The organism is Sagittula sp. P11 (assembly GCF_002814095.1).
Lineage (GTDB): Bacteria > Pseudomonadota > Alphaproteobacteria > Rhodobacterales > Rhodobacteraceae > Sagittula.
This window is the reverse complement of sequence record NZ_CP021913.1, coordinates 2877384-2897967: the sequence shown is the minus strand read 5'-3', so window position 1 is coordinate 2897967 and position 20584 is coordinate 2877384. Positions and strand designations below refer to the sequence as shown.

The window sequence follows — 20584 nt, the reverse complement described above, 5'->3', positions numbered from 1 at the left end:
ATGCGCTTTTTCGGAACATCCCCCAAGGCCGCCGCGCTGGCCGGCGAGATCACCGACTTCACCGCGGTGCGCGGTCGGTCGCTGCTGAGGGACGCCTTCAACCGCTTCCTGCGCAACAAGGCCGCCATGGCCAGCGTCGTCATCCTCGCGCTGATCGTGCTGTTCGTGCTGTTCGGCCCCCTGCTTTCGCAATGGTCCAACGAGGAAATCGACTGGGTCGTGATGGGCGACGTGAAGGGCATGGGCATGCCGTCGCTGGAGACGGGGCACTACTTCGGCGTCGACGACCTTGGCCGCGACCTCTACGCCCGGACGATCCAGGCAACGCGCACATCGCTGCTGGTCGGGCTGATCGGCGCCGCCATGGCGCTGGTCGTCGGCACGCTCTGGGGCGTCGTCGCGGGCTACTTCGGCGGTCGTCTCGACAGCGTCATGATGCGCTTCGTGGACATCATGCTGGCCATCCCGCTGACACTGATCCTGATCCTCATCCTCGTCGTCGCCGGACGCAGCTTCGTCGCGCTGTTCCTCGGGCTCGGCGCGGTTTCCTGGCTGACCATGAGCCGCATCGTCCGCGGCCAGACCCTGACGCTCAAGGGCCGGGAGTTCATCGAGGCGGCCCGCGCCACCGGCGTGTCGGAGGCCACCATCATCCGCCGCCACATCCTGCCCAACCTCGCGGGTGTGGTGATCGTCTATGCCTCGCTGCTGGTGCCCGAGATGATCTTGGCCGAAAGCTTCATCTCCTTCCTCGGCCTCGGCATATCTGAGCCCAACACCTCCCTCGGCCGCCTGATCGCCGAGGGCGCGGGCACCATGGCCTACGGCACCCTCTGGCAGTTGCTGTTTCCGCTTTTCTTCTACGTCACGCTGATCATCGCGATGTTCTTCATCGGCGACGGCCTGCGCGACGCGCTCGACCCGAAGGACCGCTGACATGACCGTGTTTTCCGTCAAGGATCTGAACGTCTCCTTCGACACGCCCGATGGCGAAGTGCAGGCCGTCAAGGGCGTGTCCTTCGACATCGCCGCAGGCCAGTGTCTTGGCATCGTGGGTGAAAGCGGTTCCGGCAAGTCGCAGAGCTTCATGGCCGCGATGGGCCTTCTGCCTCCGAACGGACGCGCCACCGGGTCGGTGACCTTGTCCGGGCAGGAGATCCTGAACGTGCCCCTGAAACGGCTGAACGCGATCCGGGGCGCGGACGTGGGCATGATCTTCCAGGACCCGCTGACCGCGCTTACCCCGCACCTGAAGATCGGCGCGCAGATGGCCGAGGTGCTGCGGGTCCACAGGGGTCTGCGCGGCCGTGCGGCACGTGCCCACTGCCTCGACTGGCTGAACCGCGTCCAGATCCCGGAGGCCGAGCGCCGCCTCGACCAGTACCCCCACGAACTGTCGGGCGGGATGCGCCAGCGCGTGATGATCGCCCAGGCCATGCTCTGCGACCCGAAGCTGCTGATCGCGGACGAACCGACCACCGCACTCGACGTGACCGTGCAGGCGGAGGTTCTGGACCTCATGGCCACCCTCCAGAAGGAGATGGGCACCGCCATTGCACTCATCACCCACGACATGGGCGTCGTCGCCCGCATGTGCGACCACGTGAAGGTGATGCGACTGGGCGAGTTCGTGGAGGACGGCCCGGTGGAGCGCATCTTCGCACGGCCCGAACACGCCTACACGCGCAAGCTGCTTGAAGCCATGCCCCGGATCGACAAGGGCGATGCACCGGGCGACGTCACCGGCAGGACCGTCCTCGACGTGGACGACCTGAAGGTGCACTTCCCGATCACCGTCAAGGGCGGGCTCTTCGGGCGCACGGTGCCGCTAAAGGCGGTCAACGGCGTCAGCTTCGACCTGAAGGAAGGCGAAACGCTGGGCATCGTCGGTGAATCCGGCTGCGGCAAGTCCACCCTCGCCCGCGCGGTGCTGCAGCTGATCGCGTCGCAGTCGGGCACCGTGTCCTGGCTGGGCAAGCCGCTGACCGAACTGGACCGCAAGGCGCTGAAGCGGGAACGCCGCGACCTGCAGATCGTCTTCCAGGACCCGCTGGCGAGCCTCGATCCCCGGCTGACCATCTCCGCCTCGATCGCGGAGCCGTTGCAGACCCACCGCCCCGAGATGACCGCCCGCGAGCGGCGCGAGGAAGTGGCGGCGATGATGACCCGCGTCGGCCTCGACCCGTCGATGTACAACCGCTACCCGCACGAGTTGTCCGGCGGTCAGAACCAGCGCGTCGGCATCGCCCGCGCGATGATCACCCGGCCCAAGCTTATCGTCTGCGACGAGGCGGTCAGCGCGCTCGACGTCTCGATCCAGGCGCAGATCGTGAAGCTGTTGAAGGACCTTCAGGACGAATTCGGCATGTCGATGCTGTTCATCAGCCATGACCTGTCCGTGGTCCGCGCGATCTCCAACCGGATCATGGTGCTCTACCTCGGGCGGATCGTGGAAATGGGCGATGCAGATACCATCTGTGCCCGTCCGCAGCATCCCTACACGCAGGCGCTGATTTCCGCCGTGCCGATCCCCGATCCGGAGGCCGAGCGCGCCCGGACCCGCATCCGCATCCCGGGCGAGCTGCCCTCGCCCATGGACCCGCGCGCCTCGCTGCGGTTCCTGCCCTCTCGTCTGGCCGATCAGGGCGAGGTGTATGTTCCGCAACTGCGCGACATGGGCGGCGGTCACCTCGTGGCGGAACACGATCCGCTGGACAGCCTGCTGAAACATCCCCGGGCGGGGGGCGCTGTCTCCGCGGCCTGAGCCGCCGGGACCCTCTCAGGAAATCCCGTTCAGGAAGACCCTGAGGCCCAGCTCGAACCGGGCTTTGCGCGCTGTCTGGCAGGGATGTTCGTCGGTCATGATCAGCGCCTCGATCACCGGCAGGTTCAGCATGTCGAGCAGCAGGGTCGCCGCGGCGGCCGGGTCGCCGACCCGAAGTTCGCCGCGCGCGCAGGCCCGCTCGATCTCGGCCCGGACGATGGCCTGCTTGTTGCGCGGACCTTCTTCAAGGCAGCGCCGGCTGAGCCGTGGGTGCTGCGCCGCCTCCGCGATGGCCAGGCGGAAGAGCGCAATGGGCAGGTCCCAGCGGTCGCCGGGTTCGTCGATCATGAAGAGCTTGCGCAGCCGGACCGCAAAGGAGGCGTCTTCCGGCAGGTCCGGCATGGGGGCGCACTTCGCAAAGCGTCTCTCGATATAGGCGTCGAACAGCGTGTCGCGGTCCTGGAACAGGCCGTAAAGCGTCTGCTTCGACATGCCCGCGCGGCGCGCAATGGCCGCCATGGTCATCCCCGCCAGCCCCACCTCGTGGAAGTGGTCGTCGAGCGCGCCGAGGATCACGTCGCGCCGTTCCTCCGCGTCCATGACCACGGGGCGCCCCTTGCGGACGGGAACAGGATCGTCGTTCTCGCCGACTGCTTGTGCGATGCGTGCCACGCCAGCCCTCCAAATCGCCGTGCTTTGCCCCTCGCGACAAAAAGCATCTTGCGGAATCCACATTACGGTACTTATGAGACTCGCGAGTCTTTTAAATACTCCGCCGGATTGCGCCAAGCGATTTCGCCGGATTCGCGAAAAGGAGCCGACAATGCGTTCGGTCACGACCGCCCCGCTTCGGGCGCTTCTTCTGGCGGCTGTCCTGCCGCTGTCTTTCAACCCGGCGCTGGCGCAGCAACAGGGGGGCGAACGTCCTCCGGCGGCGGTCACCGTGGCGACGATGCAGCCGCAGGAGCTGACGCTGACCTCCACCCTGCCCGGCCGCGTGCGCGCGTCGGCGGTGGCGGAGGTGCGGCCGCAGGTCAACGGCATCATCACCGAGCGTCACTTCAAGGAAGGCACGATGGTCGAGGAGGGCGACCTGCTCTACACCATCGACCCGACCACCTACGAGGCCGCGGTCGCGCAGGCGGAGGCGCAGCTCAGCGCGTCGCAGGCCCAGCAACGGGCGGCGGAGCGTGACTTCGAGCGGGTCAGCAGCCTGTCGACACGCGGTGTCACCAGCCAGCAGGCGGTGGACGAGGCGACCTCTGCCCGCGACACCGCCGATGCACAGGTGGTGATGTCCGAGGCGGCGCTCAGGTCCGCCCAGATCGACCTCGACCACACCGAGATCCGCGCCCGCCTCTCGGGGCGGATCGGCCTTTCGGACATCTCGCGCGGTGCGCTGGTGACCGCCAGCCAGTCGACACCGCTGACCACGATCCGCAAGCTGGACACGGTCTATGTCGACGTGACCCAATCCGCCGCCGAGCTGCTGGCCTGGCGTCGTGGCACGGCGCTGGACGATGAAACCCCGGGCGAAGTCAAGCTGACCCTGGCCGACGGCGAATCCTATTCGGAGCTAGGCCAGCTGACCGCCGCCGAACCGCACGTCGATGAACAGACGGGCGTGATCGTCCTTCGGATCGAGTTCCCGAACCCCGACATGCTTCTGCTGCCGGGCATGTACGTGCAGGTCGAGATGCCGACCGCGCAGCTCGACAACGTCTACCTCGTCCCGCAGGAGGCCGTCACCCGCGACCGCCGCGGCAACCCGCAGACATGGGTGGTGAACGCCGACAACGTGGTCGAGGTCCGTCCGCTGACGATCCTGCAGGACCGCGGTTCCGACTGGGTGGTCAGCGAAGGCCTGAACCCCGGCGACCGCGTCGTGGTCGAAGGCGTGCAGAAGACCGGACCGGGCGCCACCGTCGCCCCGGCGGAACGCACCGCCGAGGCCGCAGCCGAGACCCCCGGCGACGCCACCACGGCAACGGAGTAAGCGCAATGGCCCGTTTCTTCATCGAACGGCCCATCTTTGCGTGGGTCATATCCATCATCGTCATGGGGATCGGCATCCTGTCCGTGCTGACGCTCCCCATCGCGCAGTATCCGCAGATCGCGCCGCCCTCGATCTCCATCCGGGCGACCTATCCCGGTGCCTCGGCGCAGACCGTGGCCAATACCGTCACGCAGATCATCGAACAGCAGATGACCGGCCTCGACGGGATGCGCTACGTGTCGTCGAACTCCACCTCGGCGGGGACGGCCAGCATCACGCTGACCTTCGAGACCGGCACCGATCCGGACATCGCGCAAGTGCAGGTGCAGAACAAGCTGGCGCAGGCCACACCGCTGCTGCCCGACAGCGTGCAGCGGCAGGGCGTGACGGTGCAGAAGTCCTCGGCGGGCTTCCTGATGGTGATCGCGCTGATCTCGCCGGATGGCAGCCTCGACCAGACGGACCTGTCGGACTACCTGAAATCCAACCTCGTGGACGAGATGTCCCGGATCGAGGGCGTCGGCTCCGTGCAGGTCTTCGGCGGCCAGTATGCCATGCGCATCTGGCTCGACCCGTCGAAACTGACCGCCTATGAACTGACGCCTTCGGACGTGGTGGCGGCGGTCAGTGCCGAGAACGCCCAGATCTCGGCCGGGGCATTCGGCGACCGTCCCACCGCCGACGGGCAGATGCTGAACGCCACGATCACCGCGCAGTCGCTGCTCCAGACGCCGGAGGACTTCCGCCAGATCGTCCTGCGCGCGCAGGAGAATGGCGGCCTCGTGCTGCTGGACGACGTGGCCACGGTCGAGATCGGCTCCGAAGGGTACAACTTCACCCCGACCTACGACGGCCAGCCCGCCAGCGGCATGGCGATCAGCCTCGCCCCCGGCGCCAACGCGCTGGACACGTCTGAGCTGGTGCACGCCCGGATGGAGGAGTTCGCGCAGTTCTTTCCCGCCGGCATCGCCTATACCATCCCCTACGACACCACCCCCTTCGTGGAGATCTCGATCGAGGAGGTGCTGCGCACGCTGGTCGAGGCGATCATCCTCGTCTTCCTCGTGATGCTGCTGTTCCTGCAGAACCTTCGTGCCACGCTGATCCCGACGCTGGCCGTGCCGGTCGTCATCCTGGGGACCTTCGGAGTTCTCGCGGTGATGGGCTACACGATCAACACGCTGACCATGCTCGCCATGGTTCTGGCCATCGGTCTGCTCGTGGACGACGCCATCGTGGTCGTCGAGAACGTCGAACGCCTGATGGAAGAAGAGGGCCTTTCCCCGCGCGAAGCCACCCGCAAGTCGATGGACCAGATCACCGGCGCGCTGATCGGCATCGCGATGGTGCTGTCGGCGGTGTTCGTGCCCATGGCCTTCTTCGGCGGGTCGACCGGCGTGATCTACCAGCAGTTCTCCGTCACCATCGTGTCGGCCATGGCGCTGTCGGTGCTGGTGGCGCTGACCCTTACCCCGGCGCTCTGCGCCACGATGCTCAAGCAGTCCCACGGCGAAAAGCGCGGCTTCTTCGGCCTCTTCAACCGGGGGTTCGGCGCGACGACGCGCGGCTACGGCAAGGCGGTCGGCGGCATCGTGCGGCGGCCGTTCCGCATGACGCTGATCTACCTGCTGATCGTCGGCGGCATGGTCGCGCTGTTCATGCGCACGCCCACCGGCTTCCTGCCGGACGAGGACCAGGGCATCATGTTCGTGATGATCCAGGCCCCCACCGGCGCGACGCTGGAGCGGACGGAGGAGGTCGTCGAACAGGTGCAGACCTACTTCCTCGAACAGGAGGCGGACGCGGTTGAGGCGGTCTTCGGCGTGGCGGGCTTCGGCTTTGCCGGTCAGGGGCAGAACATGGCGCTGGCCTTCGTCCGTCTGAAGGACTGGTCCGAACGGGAGAACCCGGCGCTGTCGGCCCGGGCCGTCGCCGGTCGGGCCTTCGGCGCGCTGTCGCAGATCCAGGATGCTTTCGTCTTCCCGGTCGTGCCGCCTGCCGTTACCGAACTGGGCAACGTGTCGGGCTTCGACATGTACCTTCAGGCGCGTGGCGGCCAGACCCACGAGGAACTCGTCGCCGCCCGCAACCAGCTTCTGGGCATGACGGCACAAAGCCCGCTTCTGACCGGTGTGCGTCCCAACGGGCTCGAGGATGCCTCGCAGTTCAACCTCGCCATCGACTGGCGCAAGGCGGGCGCGATGGGGGTGACGGCCTCCGACGTGTCCAACCTGCTGCGGATCGCATGGGCCGGGGCCTACGTGAACGACTTCATCGACCGGGGCCGGATCAAGCGGGTCTACGTGCAGGGACAGGCGGACAGCCGGTCCACGCCTTCGGACCTGACCAAGTGGCGTGTGCGCAACGCCTCCGGCGGCCTCGTGCCCTTCGCCAACTTTGCCGAGGGATCGTGGAAAATGGGCGCACAGGGCGTCTACCGCTACAACGGCGTGCCGGCCCTCCAGATCCAGGGCAGCCCCGCGCCGGGCGTCACCACCGGTGAAGCCATGGCAGAGATGGAGCGCCTCGTATCCCAGCTTCCCGAGGGCTTCGGCCTGTCTTGGACCGGCCTGTCGCTGGAGGAGCGGGAATCCGGCAACCAGGCGCCGCTGCTCTATGCGCTGTCCCTGGCCGCCGTGTTCCTGTCGCTGGCCGCGCTTTACGAAAGCTGGTCGATCCCCTTCGCGGTGATGCTGGCCATGCCCATCGGCGTGCTCGGCGCGCTGCTCGGGGCGTGGGCGGGCAGCTACGAGAATGGTGTGTTCTTCCAGGTGGGTCTGCTGACGGTGATCGGTCTGACCGGCAAGAACGCCATCCTGATCGTGGAATTCGCCCGCGACAGAATGGAGGCGGGCGAGGATGTGCTGAGCGCGACAATCGAGGCTGCCAAGCAGCGCTTCCGTCCGATCATCATGACCTCCATGGCCTTCTCGCTCGGCGTGGTGCCGCTGGTGATCTCCACCGGCGCGGGCTCCGGCGGACGGAACGCCATCGGCGCCGGGGTGCTGGGGGGCACGCTGTCCTCCACCATCTTCGGGGTGCTGCTGGTGCCGCTGTTCTTCGTGATCGTGGTGCGCCTGTTCACCCGCAAGCGCCCGGCCGCCGAAGCGCAACCGGCCGAATGACCACCGGGCGGGGCAGCGATGCCCCGTCCCTCCCCTGCGCCCGGGTCCGGTCCACGGGCACCGGAACGCCCCCTTTCCTAAAATCTCAACCGACCACCGCGCAACCGACTACGTGCACGGCTTTCGTGGCCCGCAGCCAGTCCGCGCCCCGGTCCTCCCCCACACTCCGTCAGACGGCGATCCGCGCACGATCCTGCACGCACTCCCTTGGCGGACCGATCCATGTTGGCTAGGGATTGGCACGCAATCGAGCCGCAGACAGGGACGCGACATGGACGACACCGCCGCACGCTTCACCAGGGTCACGTCGAGCCACTGGGGCGCCTTCGAGGTGGACGTGGAGAACGACCGCATCGTCGCCACGCGCCCGTTCTCGGGCGACACGCATCCCTCGCACATTCCCGACATCCTCCCGCAGGCGGTGCATCACCGTTCCCGCGTGGCGCGGCCGTCCATCAGGCGCGGCTGGCTGGACTCCCGCCAGCGCAGCGGGCGGGGCACCGGCGACTTTGTCGAACTGCCCTGGGACGAGGCCCTCGACATCGCCGCGGCAGAGATCGACCGCATCCGCAAGACCCACGGCAACGAGGCGATCTTCGGCGGCTCCTACGGCTGGAGTTCGGCCGGACGGTTCCACCACGCGCAAAGCCAGGTGCACCGGTTCCTGAACAGCATCGGCGGTTACGTCGCCTCATTCGGCAGCTATTCCACCGGCTGCGCTCAATCGATCATGCCCCATGTCTTCGGCATCAACTTCCTGTCGCTGCTCTACGAGCATCAGGAGGGCTGGCATTCGATCCACGACCACACCGAAACGCTGGTGATGTTCGGCGGGATCAACCCGAAGAACGCGCAGGTCAGCATGGGCGGCGTGACCGATCACGACACCGCGGGCTGGATGCAGCGTTTTCTCGGCAAGGGGATGTATTGCCTGAACGTCGGACCGCAGCGGACGGACGCGCCCGCGGGCTGCGCGTGGCTGCCGGTCCGGCCGGGGTCGGACACCGCGCTCATGCTGGCGCTGGCTTATGTGCTGGAGAGCGAGGGCCTGACGGACCACGCCTTCCTCGACCGCTACACCGAGGGGTTCGCACGCTTCCGCCCCTACCTCATGGGTGAGCGCGACGGCACGCCGAAGACCCCAGAATGGGCCGCAGAGCTCTGCGGCGCGGCGCCTGACGCGATCCGCGACCTCGCGCGCCGGATGGCGTCGACCCGCACGCTGATCACCGTAGCCTGGTCCCTTCAGCGCGGCGAACACGGGGAACAGCCCTACTGGATGTCCGCAGTTCTGGCTGCGATGCTCGGTCAGATCGGCCTGCCCGGTGGCGGCGTGGGTTACGGCTACGGCGCAATCGGCGGCGTGGGCAAGACGCTCGACGCCATGTCGGGGATGACCTTCTCGCAGCTGACGAACCCGGTACAGACGCGGATCCCCGTGGCGCGCATCGCCGACATGCTGCGCAACCCCGGGCAGCCCTACGACTTCAACGGCCAGCGCGCGCCCTACCCCGACATCCGACTGATCTACTGGGCGGGCGGCAACCCGTATCACCATCACCAGGACCTCAACGCCCTGCACGAGGCCTGGCAGCAGCCCGAGACGATCATCGTCAACGAACCATGGTGGACCGCCACGGCCAAGCGCGCGGACATCGTCTTCCCCGCGACCACCCCCTATGAGCGCGAGGACATCGGCCGGTCCAGCCTGGACGACCACCTTTTTCACATGCCGCGGCTGGTGTCGCCCGTGGGCGAGGCGCGCGACGACTACGCGATCTTCGCCGGTCTGGCTGAACGGATCGGTGTTGGCGAGGTCTTTTCCGAGGGCCGCAGCGCCGACGACTGGATCGAGATCCTCTATGCCGACTACCGGGAACGGGCCGCGGCGCAGGGGATCGAGATCCCCGACCTCGACGGGTTGCGGCAGGAGAACTGGATCAAGCTGCCCATCCGCTCGGACCGCGTCGGTCATTCGTATTTCGGCCCCTTCCGGGAGGACCCGGAACAGGCTCCGCTCGGGACGCCTTCGGGCCGGATCGAGATCTTCTCCACGACCATCGACGGGTTCGGGTATGACGATTGTCCCGGTCATCCGATCTGGCTGCCGCCGTCGGAGTGGCTGGGGTCCGCCGCCCCCGAGGCACCGCTGCACCTCGTCTCGCCCCAGCCCGGCGACAAGCTGCACAGCCAGCTCGAAAGCGCGTTGGCGGATGTACCGGGTGCACGGCCCGCGACGCTCGTCATCCATCCCGACGACGCGGCCACTCGGGCAATCAGCACGGGCGACCTTCTGCGGGTCTTCAATACGCGCGGCGCCTGTCGCGCCCGGGCGCAGGTGTCCGATGACATCCGCCCCGGTGTCGTCGCCCTGCCGACCGGCGCGTGGTTCAGCGACCCGGGCGGGAACATCGACCTGGACGGCAACCCCAACGTCCTGACGAAGGACGTGGGCACCTCGAAACTCGGTCAGGGCTGCAGCGCACACACGGCGCTGGTGGACGTCGCACGCCTCGACACCTGAGGCACTTCGCCGGCCGCCTTCCTCCGTGCGGGTGACACCGTCCCCGTGCGGAGCCGCCTCCACAGGCACGCTCCTAGCACCGGAGGGGTCACGGGCCCATTCCACGACGCCGTCCCCGGCGGTCGTGTGTTTCCGCGCTTGCTCCGCAGGGGTGCCCCTTACCCGGCACTTTCAGAGTAACCCTTCCCCTCACTGCGAATGACCGGAACCGTCCGCAGGTGAGTCGCGCGATTCCATGGGATGGCCTCAATCGGCCTCACATCCAGGCGCGCCAACGACCGCCCCGCTCTGAAATCAGCCCAAAATGACATCAATCGACGTCTGACGGCGCCAAACCCCCCGATTTCAGCAAAAAGTTGTCGATGACAGTTGTCATCGACAATTGTCCTGCGCAACCTGTGCGAAGTGACGCAAAGACAAGTCACGCCGCACTTAAACGATCAGAAGAACGCGTAACGATGACCGACACTCCGAAGGACTGCTTCGACGAAATCGAGATCGACTGCCTCAGCACGGCGATCAGCTACTACATCCGGGTGCTGAACCTCTGGGTGTCGCGCGACCTGGAGAAGAAGCTCTCCGGCTCGCCGTTGGCGGGTGGGACCGGGAAGGTCTCGACCCTGTTCATCGTGGAGCATCAGCCCGGCATCACGGCCTCGGAGATCCGACAGTTCGCCGGCAAGGACGCGCCCGCGATGACCCGGCTCGTGGACAAGCTGATCACCGACGGCCTGCTGGACCGCCGCCCCGACCCGGAGACGAAGCGCCGCCAGCAGCTCTTCATCACCGACAAGGGCCGGATCGCGCTGGACGAGGTGCGCGGCATCGTCGGCCGCGAACCCGAAGAGGCCTTCTGGATGCTGACCGCCGAGGAACACGCACAAACCGTGGCCCTGCTGCGCAAGATCGCCGCCGCATACGTCGAGCGCCACAACGGACTGGATTGGAAGCGAAACAGGTCATGACCCGAAAAATCATGTTGTTGACCGGCGGATCCCGCGGGATCGGCCTGGGTATCGCGTGCGAAGCGGTACGGCGTGGATGGTTCGTTTCGCTGGGCCTGCGCAACGCCGACACCCTGCCCGAGGGCCTGACACCCGACGCGGCCGAAGTGGTCGGCTACGATGCCACCGCGGGCGGAGAACAGGACTGGGTCGCGGGCGTCATGGATCGCCATGGCCGCATCGACGCCGTCGTGGCCTGCGCGGGACTGCTGGAACACGACAGCATCGTGACCGGCGATGATGCAAAGGTGCTGCGGCTTTTCGAGGTCAACGCCCACGCCCCGCGCCGCCTGGCTGCCGCGGCGTGGCAGCCGCTCATCGACAGCGGATCGGGACGCATCGTCGTCATGGCCTCGCTCTCGGGCAAGCGGGTGAAATCGCAGCGCTCCGGCCTCTATGCCTTTTCGAAGTTCGCCGCAGTGGGGCTGGCGCACGCGCTGCGCCACGAAGGCTGGGACCACGGCATCCGCGCCACCGCGATCTGCCCGGGCATTGTCGCCACCGACATGGGCCTCTCCGCCGCGAACGGGTCGCTTCCGGTCGAGGCGATGACCCAGGTGGGGGACCTCGCCGCCCTGACGCTCAACACCATCGAAACGCCCGGCACGCTTTGCCAGGCGGAGATCACCTTCAACTGCCAACTTGACGGAATATTCTGATGCCCGGACCACGTGTAACCCCTGTCCACGGAGACGAAGACCTGCCCGGCAAGGTCGATGTCGTCGTGATCGGCGGAGGCATCATAGGCACCTCCACCGCCCTCGAACTGACCGAGAAGGGCCTGCGCGTCGCGCTGTGTGAAAAGGGAGGCATCGGTCAGGAACAAAGCTCGCGCAACTGGGGCTGGGTACGCATTTCCCGCCGCGACCCGCGCGAGATCCCCCTGATGGCCGAAGCCCTGCGCATCTGGCCGGGGCTGAAGGAACGGACCGGGCGGGAACTCGGCTACAAGCAATCCGGCATCCTGTTTGCCTGCCGCAGCGACAAGCAGATGGCGCAGTACGAATCTTGGTCGGACCACCTGAAGCCCTACCAGCTCGACAGCCGCATGGTCTCGGGCGCGGAGTTCGACTCGGTCATGCCCGGCTGCAATGAACCCGTGAAGGGCGGTCTCTTCACCGCCGCCGACGGGCGCGCCGAACCGCAGCTTGCCGCCCCCGCCATCGCCGAGGCGGCTCGCGACAAGGGCGCCGTCATCCTGACCGAATGCGCCGTGCGCGGGGTCGAGACCAGCGGCGGCGCTATCAGCGGCGTGGTGACAGAGCGCGGCCCCATCGCCTGCGACGCCGTGGTGCTGGCCGGCGGGGCATGGTCGCGTCTGTTCTCGGGCAATCTCGGCATCGAGTTCCCGCAACTGAAGGTGATGAACACCGTCGTGCGGACAGAGCCGATCGAGGGCGGCCCGGAGGCGGCCTACTGGACCAGCGACTTCTCGTTCCGCAAGCGCAAGGACGGCGGTTACACGCTGGCGTCCGGGTCCGTGAACGTGGTCGACATCGTGCCCGACAGCTTCCGGCTGGCGCTGAAGTACCTGCCCGCCCTGCAACACCAGTGGCGCGACCTGCGCCTGCGCTTCGGCCCGCGTTTCGCGCAGGAGGCCTCCTACGCGCGCAAGTGGCGAAACGACGAGACCACGCCCTTCGAGTACACCCGCGTGCTCGATCCGAAGCCGCACGCCAAGGTGGTCCGCAACACGCTGGAGGCCGCGGCGAAGGCCTTTCCGATCTTCGCCAACGCCAGACCACGGCAAAGCTGGGCGGGATACATCGACGTCACGCCCGATGCGGTGCCGGTGATCTCCGCCGTGGACTCGCTGCCCGGTTTCTTCATGGCGTCCGGTTTCTCCGGGCACGGGTTCGGGATCGGCCCCGCCGCCGGCCGTCTGATGTCCGAGATCGTCACCGGCCGCCAGACCTGCGTCGACCCGCATCACTTCCGGTTTTCGCGGTTCTCGGACGGCACCCGCCTGAAACCCGACGACGGGTTCTGAAACGCCCGCCCGGTGAAAGACCCGGGCGACGCAAGCGGCGCCGCCAGAAGCGCCGGACCAAGATCGAAACTGACCTTCCATTCACCGAACAGGGGAACGTACCCATGACCAACACTGGAAACGACCTTTCGCATCCGTCCCGCCGAGGTTTCCTCGGGATGACCCTTCTGGGCGCTGCCGGGCTGGGGCTCGCCTCCTTCCCGGGCGCTGCCCGCGCCCAGGCCTCCGGGCAGGTGATCGTCGGCATCAGCCAGGAGCCGACCGTCTTCAACCCGCACATGCTGCACATCGAGGTCGACGAGGGCATTCACTGGGCGCTCTTCGATCCGCTCTTCTCGGTGGAGCCGGACGGCACCTTTGCGCCGCGCCTCGTGACCGAGGTTCCGACGGTCGAGAACGGCGGCATCTCGGAGGACGGCACCGAATGGAAGATCACCCTCAAGGAGGGCGTCACCTGGCATGACGGCACGCCGATGACGGCGGAGGACGTCAAGTTCACGCTGGAGCTGCAGAAGGACGACAACTTCCGCGCCGCCCGCCGCACTGGCCACGAGCTGATCGAGGAGATCACCGTCGTCTCCGACACCGAGCTGACGTGGAAGATGTCGTCGCCCTTCGCGCCCTACATGGCGATCCTGAGCTGGACGATGATCATCCCCAAGCACGCCTTCGACGGCGTCGATCCGAACGAGGCGCCGTTCAACCAGACACCCATCGGCACCGGCCCCTTCAAGTGGGACAGCCGCGCGCCGGGCGACAACATCCAGCTTCTGGCCAACCCCGACTACCACGGCAACAAGGCGCAGATCGAACGGGTGGTGGTCAAGTACGTGCCTGACCTGACGGTGCTCTATACCCAGTTCAAGACCGGCGAGATCGACGTGATCGCGCTTCAGGGCATCTCGCCCGACCATTATGCCGAAGCCTCCACCCTGCCGGGCAAGACCGTCGAGCTGGTCCCGGTGGGCACGGTCGAGACGCTGTCGCTGAACCTCGGCAACCCGGTGCTGGCCGACAAGGCCGTGCGCGAGGCGCTCTACCTCGGCGTCGACAAGCAGACGGTGATCGACGCGCTCTACTACGGGCTGCCGACGCCCACCGAAACCTACATGCCGCAGCAGAGCTTCTACTACAACGCGGACCTGCCGCAGCACGTCTACGACCCCGAGGCGGGCAAGGCGATCCTGGAAGAGGCGGGCTGGGTCGTGGGCTCCGACGGCATCCGCGAGAAGGACGGCCAGCGCCTGAGCTTCGTCTGCTCGACCACCGCGGGCAACCACACGCGCGAGCAGCTTCAGCAGTTCCTGCAGCAGACCTGGAAGGACATGGGCATCGAGATGTCGATCTCGAACCTGCCGCCGGCGGTGATGTGGGCGGATCACTGGATGCAGTCGCAGTTCGACATGGCCGTGGCCGGGATCATCTTCCTGACCGGCCCCGACCCGGACACCCGCGACTACTTCCACAGCGAGGCAATCAACGCGCAGGGCGGCGCCGGACAGAACACCTTCCAGTACGCGAACGAGCGGATCGACACCCTGCTGACCGAGGGCGCGACCACCGTCTCGCCGGAGGCGCGCAAGCCGATCTACGAAGAGATCCAGTCGCTCGTCCGCGAGGAACTGCCCTTCCTCCCGCTGTTCCAGCGCAACGAGGTCCGCGGCCACGCCGAGACGATGAACGGCTACCAGCCGAACATCAACGTGCGGATCACCTTCTGGAACATGCAGGACTGGAGCTGGTCCTGACCCGCACCCAGACCTGACCGAACAGGCCAGCCCGGCGCGCCACGCGTGCGCCGGGGACGGCCGCCCCTTTCCCATCCGGAGGCCGCACCATGCTACGTTTCCTCATCAACAGGGTCCTGCAGGGCACCGTGCTGATCCTGATCGTGTCCATGATCGGGTTCACCGTCATCAACCTCGCACCGGGCGGGCCGCTGTCGCAATACGCGATGACCCCGGGCATGAGCCAGGCCGACCTCGACCGGATCGCGGCGCAGATGGGTCTCGACCGGCCCATTCCGATCCAGTACCTCGACTGGCTGGTTCACATGGTGCGCGGCGACTGGGGCAACAGCTACCGCGACCTCTCGCCGGTCACCGACGTGATCTGGCGGCACATGTGGGCGACGCTTCTGCTGATGGGCACCTCCACCGCCATCGCCGTCAGCCTCGGCACGCTGATCGGCGTGCTCGGCGCGCTGAAGCGCTATTCGATCTTCGACTACATGGCCACGGTGGGGGCGATGATCGCGCTCTCGATCCCGACGTTCTGGTTCGGGCTCGTCGCCATCTTCTTCTTCTCGCTGGAACTGGGCTGGCTGCCTGCGGGCAGCATGTACACCGTGGGCGACCAGAGCCTTGGCGACTACCTCATCCACCTGATCATGCCCTCTCTGGTGCTGGCGCTGGTCAACGTCGCGATCTGGAGCCGCTACATGCGGGCCTCCACCCTCGACGTGATGGACCAGGATTTCGTCCGCACCGCCAGGGCCAAGGGCCTGCCACGCTACCGCATCATCAGCGCCCACATCGTGCGCAACGCGCTGATCCCGATGATCACCCTCGCCGGGCTGCAGCTGCCCACCATCATCGGCGGCGCGCTGGTGACCGAGACCGTCTTTACCTGGCCCGGCCTCGGGCGGCTGTTCATCGATAGCCTCGGCTACAACGATTACCCGGTCATCATGGGGCTCCTGATGTTCTCGGCCATCCTCACCGTGATCGGCAACTTCCTCGCGGACGTGGGGGTGGCGCTGGCCGACCCGCGCATCCGCCTCGGCTGACGAAAGGACCGCACAGATGACCGCCCTTCCCGACCCCGCCGTCCGCCGCACGCCCCTGTCGCTGTTCACCGGGCCGCGCATGCGCAAGTTCATGCGCCATCGCCTTGCGATGGTCGGCCTGTTCATGATCGTCGCCCTGACGCTGGCGTGTTTCCTCGGGCCCTACTTCCTGCCCTTCGATGAGCTGTATATCGACCTGCGCGCCCGCTTCTCCCCGCCCCTGACCGAGAACCACATCCTCGGGACCGATCCGCTGGGCCGGGACATCGCCGCGCGGCTGTTCTCCGCCGGGCAGATCTCGCTGACCGTGGGCTTCACCGCCATGGTGCTGTCGACCCTGATCGGCACTGTGATCGGGCTGGTCGCGGGGTACTTCGGCGGCTGGACCCGCACCGGACTGATGCGCGTCGTCGACGCCTTCCTGTCCTTCCCGTCGATCTTCCTGATGCTGACGCTGGCCGCCTTCCTGCAACCGTCCCCGGCGATGATCACCCTCATCATCGCGGTGACCTCGTGGATGGAAGTGGCGCGTATCGTCGAGGCCGAGGTACGCGGGCAGGCCTCCCGCGACTTCACCGCCGCCGCACGCATGATCGGCGCGCCGCACTGGTGGATCATGCTGCGCGAGATCCTTCCCAACGTGATGGGATCGATCATCGTGGCCGCCACGCTGACCGTCGCCCGCGCCATCCTGCTTGAGGCCTACATCTCCTTCCTCGGGTACGGCATCCAGCCGCCGCTGCCGAGCTGGGGCAACATGCTGAACAATGCGCAGCAGTACCTCGACAGCGCGCCGTGGCTCGCCATCGTGCCCGGCGTCGCCATCACCCTCGCGGTGACCTCCTTCAACTTCATCGGTGACGGGCTGCGCGACGCGCTGGATGCCCGCTCGGTCAAATAGGCGAGGCGAGATCCATGACGACCGCATCCCCCTCGAACGACCCCGTCCTGTCGGTCCGCAACCTGTCGATCAGCTTCAAGGGCGGCCGCCGCGAACTGCCGGTGGTGCATGGCATCGACTTCGACATCCACGGCGGCGAGACGCTGGCGCTGGTGGGCGAATCCGGGTCGGGCAAATCGGTGACCTCATTCGCGCTGATGCGGCTCTTGCCCGATGCCCGGCACTGCGTCATCCGGGGCAGCGTCACCATCGGCGGGGTCAACCTGCTGGAACTATCCGAACGCCGCATGACCGCGGTGCGAGGGCCGAAGATCGCGATGATCTTCCAGGAACCGCTGACCTCGCTCAACCCGGTGCACCGCGTGGGCGACCAGATCGCCGAGGCGCTGCGCTATCACCGCAAGATGACCCGGGCGCAGATCCGCACCCGCGTGCTGGAACTTCTGACCCTCGTGGGCATCCCCGACCCGGAAAGCCGCATGACGGCCTACCCGGGAGAGATGTCGGGCGGCATGCGGCAGCGCGTGGTGATCGCCATGGCGCTCGCGCTGGAACCGGACCTGCTGATCGCCGACGAACCGACGACCGCGCTCGACGTGACGGTGCAGGCGCAGATCCTCGAACTCCTGCGCGACATCCAGAAGCGGACCGGCATGGCGATGTTGTTCATCACCCATGACTTCGGCGTCGTGGCCGAGATCGCCGACCGGGTCATGGTCATGTACTCCGGCCGCATCGTCGAGCAAGGCACGCTCGAAGACGTTCTGACCCGCCCGCGCATGCCTTACACGCGGGGCCTTCTGGCCTCTGTGCCACGGCTGGAGGATGCGGGCCTGAAGAAGGGCGCGCTCGGCACGATCGAGGGATTTGTCCCCACGCCCGGCGACCTGCCCCACGGCTGCAGCTTCCATCCCCGTTGCCCTTTCGCGCAGGCCGGGACCTGCGACACGACCATGCCGGACCTGCTGCCGCACGGCAAACCCGGTCATCCGGTGCGCTGCGCCCGGGCAGAGGACGCCGCGCTGAACCCGAACTGCATGGAGGACATCTCCGCATGACTACGCTGATCGAAGCCGTCGACCTCAAGCAGCACTATCCCGTCCGGCAGGGCGTGCTGGGCCGGCAGACCGCCGCGGTGAAGGCGGTGAACGGTGTGAACCTGCGCATCCAGCGCGGCGAGGTGCTGGGGCTGGTGGGCGAATCCGGGTCGGGCAAGTCCTCTCTGGGCCGCACCCTGATGATGATGGAGCGTCCGACGTCAGGATCGGTGCTCTACGAGGGCACCGACCTTGCCATCCGGTCCCACGCCGCTTTGCACCCCTACCGGCGCAAGATGCAGATGGTGTTCCAGGACCCTTTTTCCTCGCTCAACCCGCGCATGACGGTCGAGGACAGTCTGACCATGCCCCTGCGCTTCCACCAGCCGGAGCTGAACGCCAGCGACCGCCGCAACGTGGCTGCCGACACGCTGGAGCGCGTGGGCCTGCCGCGCAGCATGATCACCCGCTATCCGCACGAATTCTCGGGCGGGCAGCGGCAGCGCATCGGGATCGCCCGCGCGCTGATCGTGCGGCCGGACTTCATGGTTGCGGACGAACCGGTCTCGGCGCTCGACGTGTCGGTGCAGGCGCAGGTGCTCAACCTCTTCTCCGACATCCGCGACACGATGGGCCTGACGCTGCTGTTCGTCACCCACGACCTTGCCGTGGTGGGGCACATCGCGGACCGGGTGGCGGTGATGTACCTCGGCCAGATCATGGAGATCGCACCCACCCGTGCGCTCTTTGCCTCGCCCAGGCACCCCTACACCGAGACGCTGCTTTCCGCGGCCCCGCAACCCACCGTCGGCGCACGCCGGACCCGTATCCCGATGAAGGGCGAACCACCCAGCCCGCTGTCGCCGCCCTCGGGCTGCGTCTTCCGCACCCGCTGCGCGCACGCCACCCCAGACTGCGCCCGCGCCCGGCCGGAACTGCGGCCGCGCGGCCCCGGACACCTGAGCGCCTGCATCCGCGACGACCTGACCCTCGTGCCGGCGATAGGCGACAGCACCTCCTCTTCCAGACGAAAGCACATGGCATGACCCAGTTTTCCCCCTTCGACACGACGCTCTGGCATGCAACGGCCACCCCCGCGCCGGACACCGGCCCGCTGGAGGGCACCGTGCGCACCGATGTCTGCGTGGTGGGCGGCGGCTACACCGGCATGACGACAGCCATCGAGCTGCGCCGCCGCGGTCACGAGGTCGTGCTGCTCGAAGCGCAGGAGGCCGGGTTCGGCGGGTCGGGCCGCAATGCCGGGCACTGCACGCCGACGTTCTCCTACTACTCGCTGGACGAGCTGCGCAGCCTGCTGGGCCACGAAAGGGCCGCCCGCCTGATCGCCCGCCAGACAAAGGGGGCCGACATGGCCGCCGAGTTCATCCGCGATTTCCAGATCTCCTGCGAATGGAAACAGAACGGCTATTTCCACGGGGCACTGACGCCTTCGCGCATGGACCGTATCCGCAAGAAGGCCGACAGCTATGCCTCTGTCGGTTGCCCCTCGCGCGTTGTCGATGCCGCCGAGGCGAAGCGCCTGACAGGCTCCGACCGTTTTCACGGCGGCTGGATGCTGGAGTCGGGCGGTCACCTTAACCCGCTGAGCTACTCTCGCGGGCTTGCCCGCGCTGTGCTGCAGGAAGGCGCCCGCCTGTTCACGCGTTCGAAGGTGTCGAAGGTCGACCGGCAGGGCGACAGGTGGCACGTCCGCACCGATGCGGGCGAGGTCGTGGCAGACAAAGTCATCATGGCCACAGGCGCCTATACCGATGGCGGCTGGAAGGGGCTCGACAAGACCTTCCGCATCAAGAAAGTCATCCTCGCCGCCACCAGCCCCTTGCCCGACGATGTCCGGGCCCAGGTGCTTCCCTTCGACGGGACGATGCACGACGGGCGCGGCGACATCTTCGTCTACAAGTACAACCGCGAGGGCCGGATCGTGGCCTCGATGTTCCCGATGGGCAAACGCGGCCGCGACCTTGAGTACACGCGCCGGATGTTCATGGACCGGCTGCGCTGGCTGCATCCGCAGGTGCCGGAAAGCACGACATGGGATTACTACTGGATGGGTGAACTGGACATGCAGCGCCACACCATTCCCCGCCTCTACGACCTTGGGCCGGGCGCGCTGGCCTGCACCGGGCTCTCGGGGCGCGGCGTTCCCACCGGCACCATGCTGGGCGGCATCCTCGCCGACTGGGCGGAGGGCACGGCGGAGAAGGACCTTGCCCTGCCGGTCGAACGGCTGAAGTCGGCGCCGCCCTACATGTCCTTCGCGCCCGCCCTGATGCTGCGCTGGTACGGCATGCAGGACAACCTCGCCGCCCGCCGCGACGGCGTGGAGCTGCCGCCGCACGCCTGACCCGCCTTGGAGAGTCACCGGTCCTTGGGATGTAGACCGCCGCGAGCATCCTCCGGACCGGCATTGGCCTGTGGTCAGTGCCTGAGCGCG

15 protein-coding genes are annotated in these 20584 nt (G+C 67.2%); 14 read left to right on the top strand and 1 reads right to left on the bottom strand.

Features of this window, described 5'->3' with window-relative positions:
• On the top strand, positions 1-936 hold the full coding sequence (locus tag CDO87_RS13950; protein WP_198521724.1) for an ABC transporter permease subunit: 936 nt from the start codon (positions 1-3) through the stop codon (positions 934-936).
• A gap of 1 nt (position 937) precedes the next feature.
• The gene (locus CDO87_RS13945; protein WP_100929333.1) at positions 938-2764 is read left to right on the top strand and encodes a dipeptide ABC transporter ATP-binding protein; all 1827 of its coding nucleotides are present in this window, start codon (positions 938-940) and stop codon (positions 2762-2764) included.
• Positions 2765-2779: 15 nt separating this feature from the next.
• Here CDO87_RS13945 and CDO87_RS13940 read toward each other — a convergent pair whose 3' ends face one another.
• Positions 2780-3436 carry a TetR/AcrR family transcriptional regulator gene (locus CDO87_RS13940; protein ID WP_254698126.1) on the bottom strand — a complete coding sequence of 219 codons (657 nt, stop codon included), beginning with the start codon at positions 3434-3436 and terminating at the stop codon, positions 2780-2782.
• A 151-nt stretch (positions 3437-3587) separates the two neighbouring features.
• On the opposite strand from CDO87_RS13940, the gene CDO87_RS13935 reads away from it, so the two are divergent.
• The 12 genes from CDO87_RS13935 to CDO87_RS13880 all read left to right on the top strand — a co-directional run bounded on the left by CDO87_RS13935 (position 3588) and on the right by CDO87_RS13880 (position 20494).
• The gene (locus CDO87_RS13935) at positions 3588-4760 is read left to right on the top strand and encodes an efflux RND transporter periplasmic adaptor subunit (protein WP_100929332.1); all 1173 of its coding nucleotides are present in this window, start codon (positions 3588-3590) and stop codon (positions 4758-4760) included.
• Positions 4761-4765: 5 nt separating this feature from the next.
• Positions 4766-7885, top strand: coding sequence for an efflux RND transporter permease subunit (locus tag CDO87_RS13930; RefSeq protein ID WP_100929331.1), 3120 nt, complete (start codon positions 4766-4768; stop codon positions 7883-7885).
• Positions 7886-8156: 271 nt separating this feature from the next.
• The gene (locus CDO87_RS13925; RefSeq protein ID WP_100929330.1) at positions 8157-10409 is read left to right on the top strand and encodes a molybdopterin-dependent oxidoreductase; all 2253 of its coding nucleotides are present in this window, start codon (positions 8157-8159) and stop codon (positions 10407-10409) included.
• A gap of 458 nt (positions 10410-10867) precedes the next feature.
• Complete coding sequence (locus CDO87_RS13920; RefSeq protein WP_100929329.1) at positions 10868-11374, top strand: MarR family winged helix-turn-helix transcriptional regulator; 507 nt, start codon at positions 10868-10870, stop codon at positions 11372-11374.
• Positions 11371-12072, top strand: coding sequence for an SDR family NAD(P)-dependent oxidoreductase (locus tag CDO87_RS13915; RefSeq protein WP_100929328.1), 702 nt, complete (start codon positions 11371-11373; stop codon positions 12070-12072). Before CDO87_RS13920 ends, CDO87_RS13915 begins: the two co-directional genes overlap by 4 nt.
• Complete coding sequence (locus CDO87_RS13910; RefSeq protein WP_100929327.1) at positions 12072-13403, top strand: FAD-binding oxidoreductase; 1332 nt, start codon at positions 12072-12074, stop codon at positions 13401-13403. The genes CDO87_RS13915 and CDO87_RS13910 overlap by 1 nt, the downstream gene beginning before the upstream one ends.
• 104 nt (positions 13404-13507) lie before the next feature.
• On the top strand, positions 13508-15151 hold the full coding sequence (locus CDO87_RS13905) for a peptide ABC transporter substrate-binding protein (RefSeq protein WP_100929326.1): 1644 nt from the start codon (positions 13508-13510) through the stop codon (positions 15149-15151).
• An 89-nt stretch (positions 15152-15240) separates the two neighbouring features.
• Positions 15241-16191 carry an ABC transporter permease gene (locus CDO87_RS13900; protein WP_100929325.1) on the top strand — a complete coding sequence of 317 codons (951 nt, stop codon included), beginning with the start codon at positions 15241-15243 and terminating at the stop codon, positions 16189-16191.
• A gap of 16 nt (positions 16192-16207) precedes the next feature.
• Positions 16208-17092, top strand: a complete 885-nt coding sequence (locus tag CDO87_RS13895) for an ABC transporter permease (RefSeq protein ID WP_100929324.1) — start codon at positions 16208-16210, stop codon at positions 17090-17092.
• Between the two features lie 14 nt (positions 17093-17106).
• Positions 17107-18150, top strand: a complete 1044-nt coding sequence (locus CDO87_RS13890) for an ABC transporter ATP-binding protein (protein WP_100929323.1) — start codon at positions 17107-17109, stop codon at positions 18148-18150.
• Positions 18147-19175 carry an ABC transporter ATP-binding protein gene (locus CDO87_RS13885; RefSeq protein WP_100929322.1) on the top strand — a complete coding sequence of 343 codons (1029 nt, stop codon included), beginning with the start codon at positions 18147-18149 and terminating at the stop codon, positions 19173-19175. The genes CDO87_RS13890 and CDO87_RS13885 overlap by 4 nt, the downstream gene beginning before the upstream one ends.
• Positions 19172-20494 (top strand): FAD-binding oxidoreductase, encoded by a 1323-nt coding sequence (locus tag CDO87_RS13880; protein ID WP_100929321.1) that lies wholly within the window; start codon positions 19172-19174, stop codon positions 20492-20494. Before CDO87_RS13885 ends, CDO87_RS13880 begins: the two co-directional genes overlap by 4 nt.
• Positions 20495-20584: the final 90 nt, after the last annotated feature.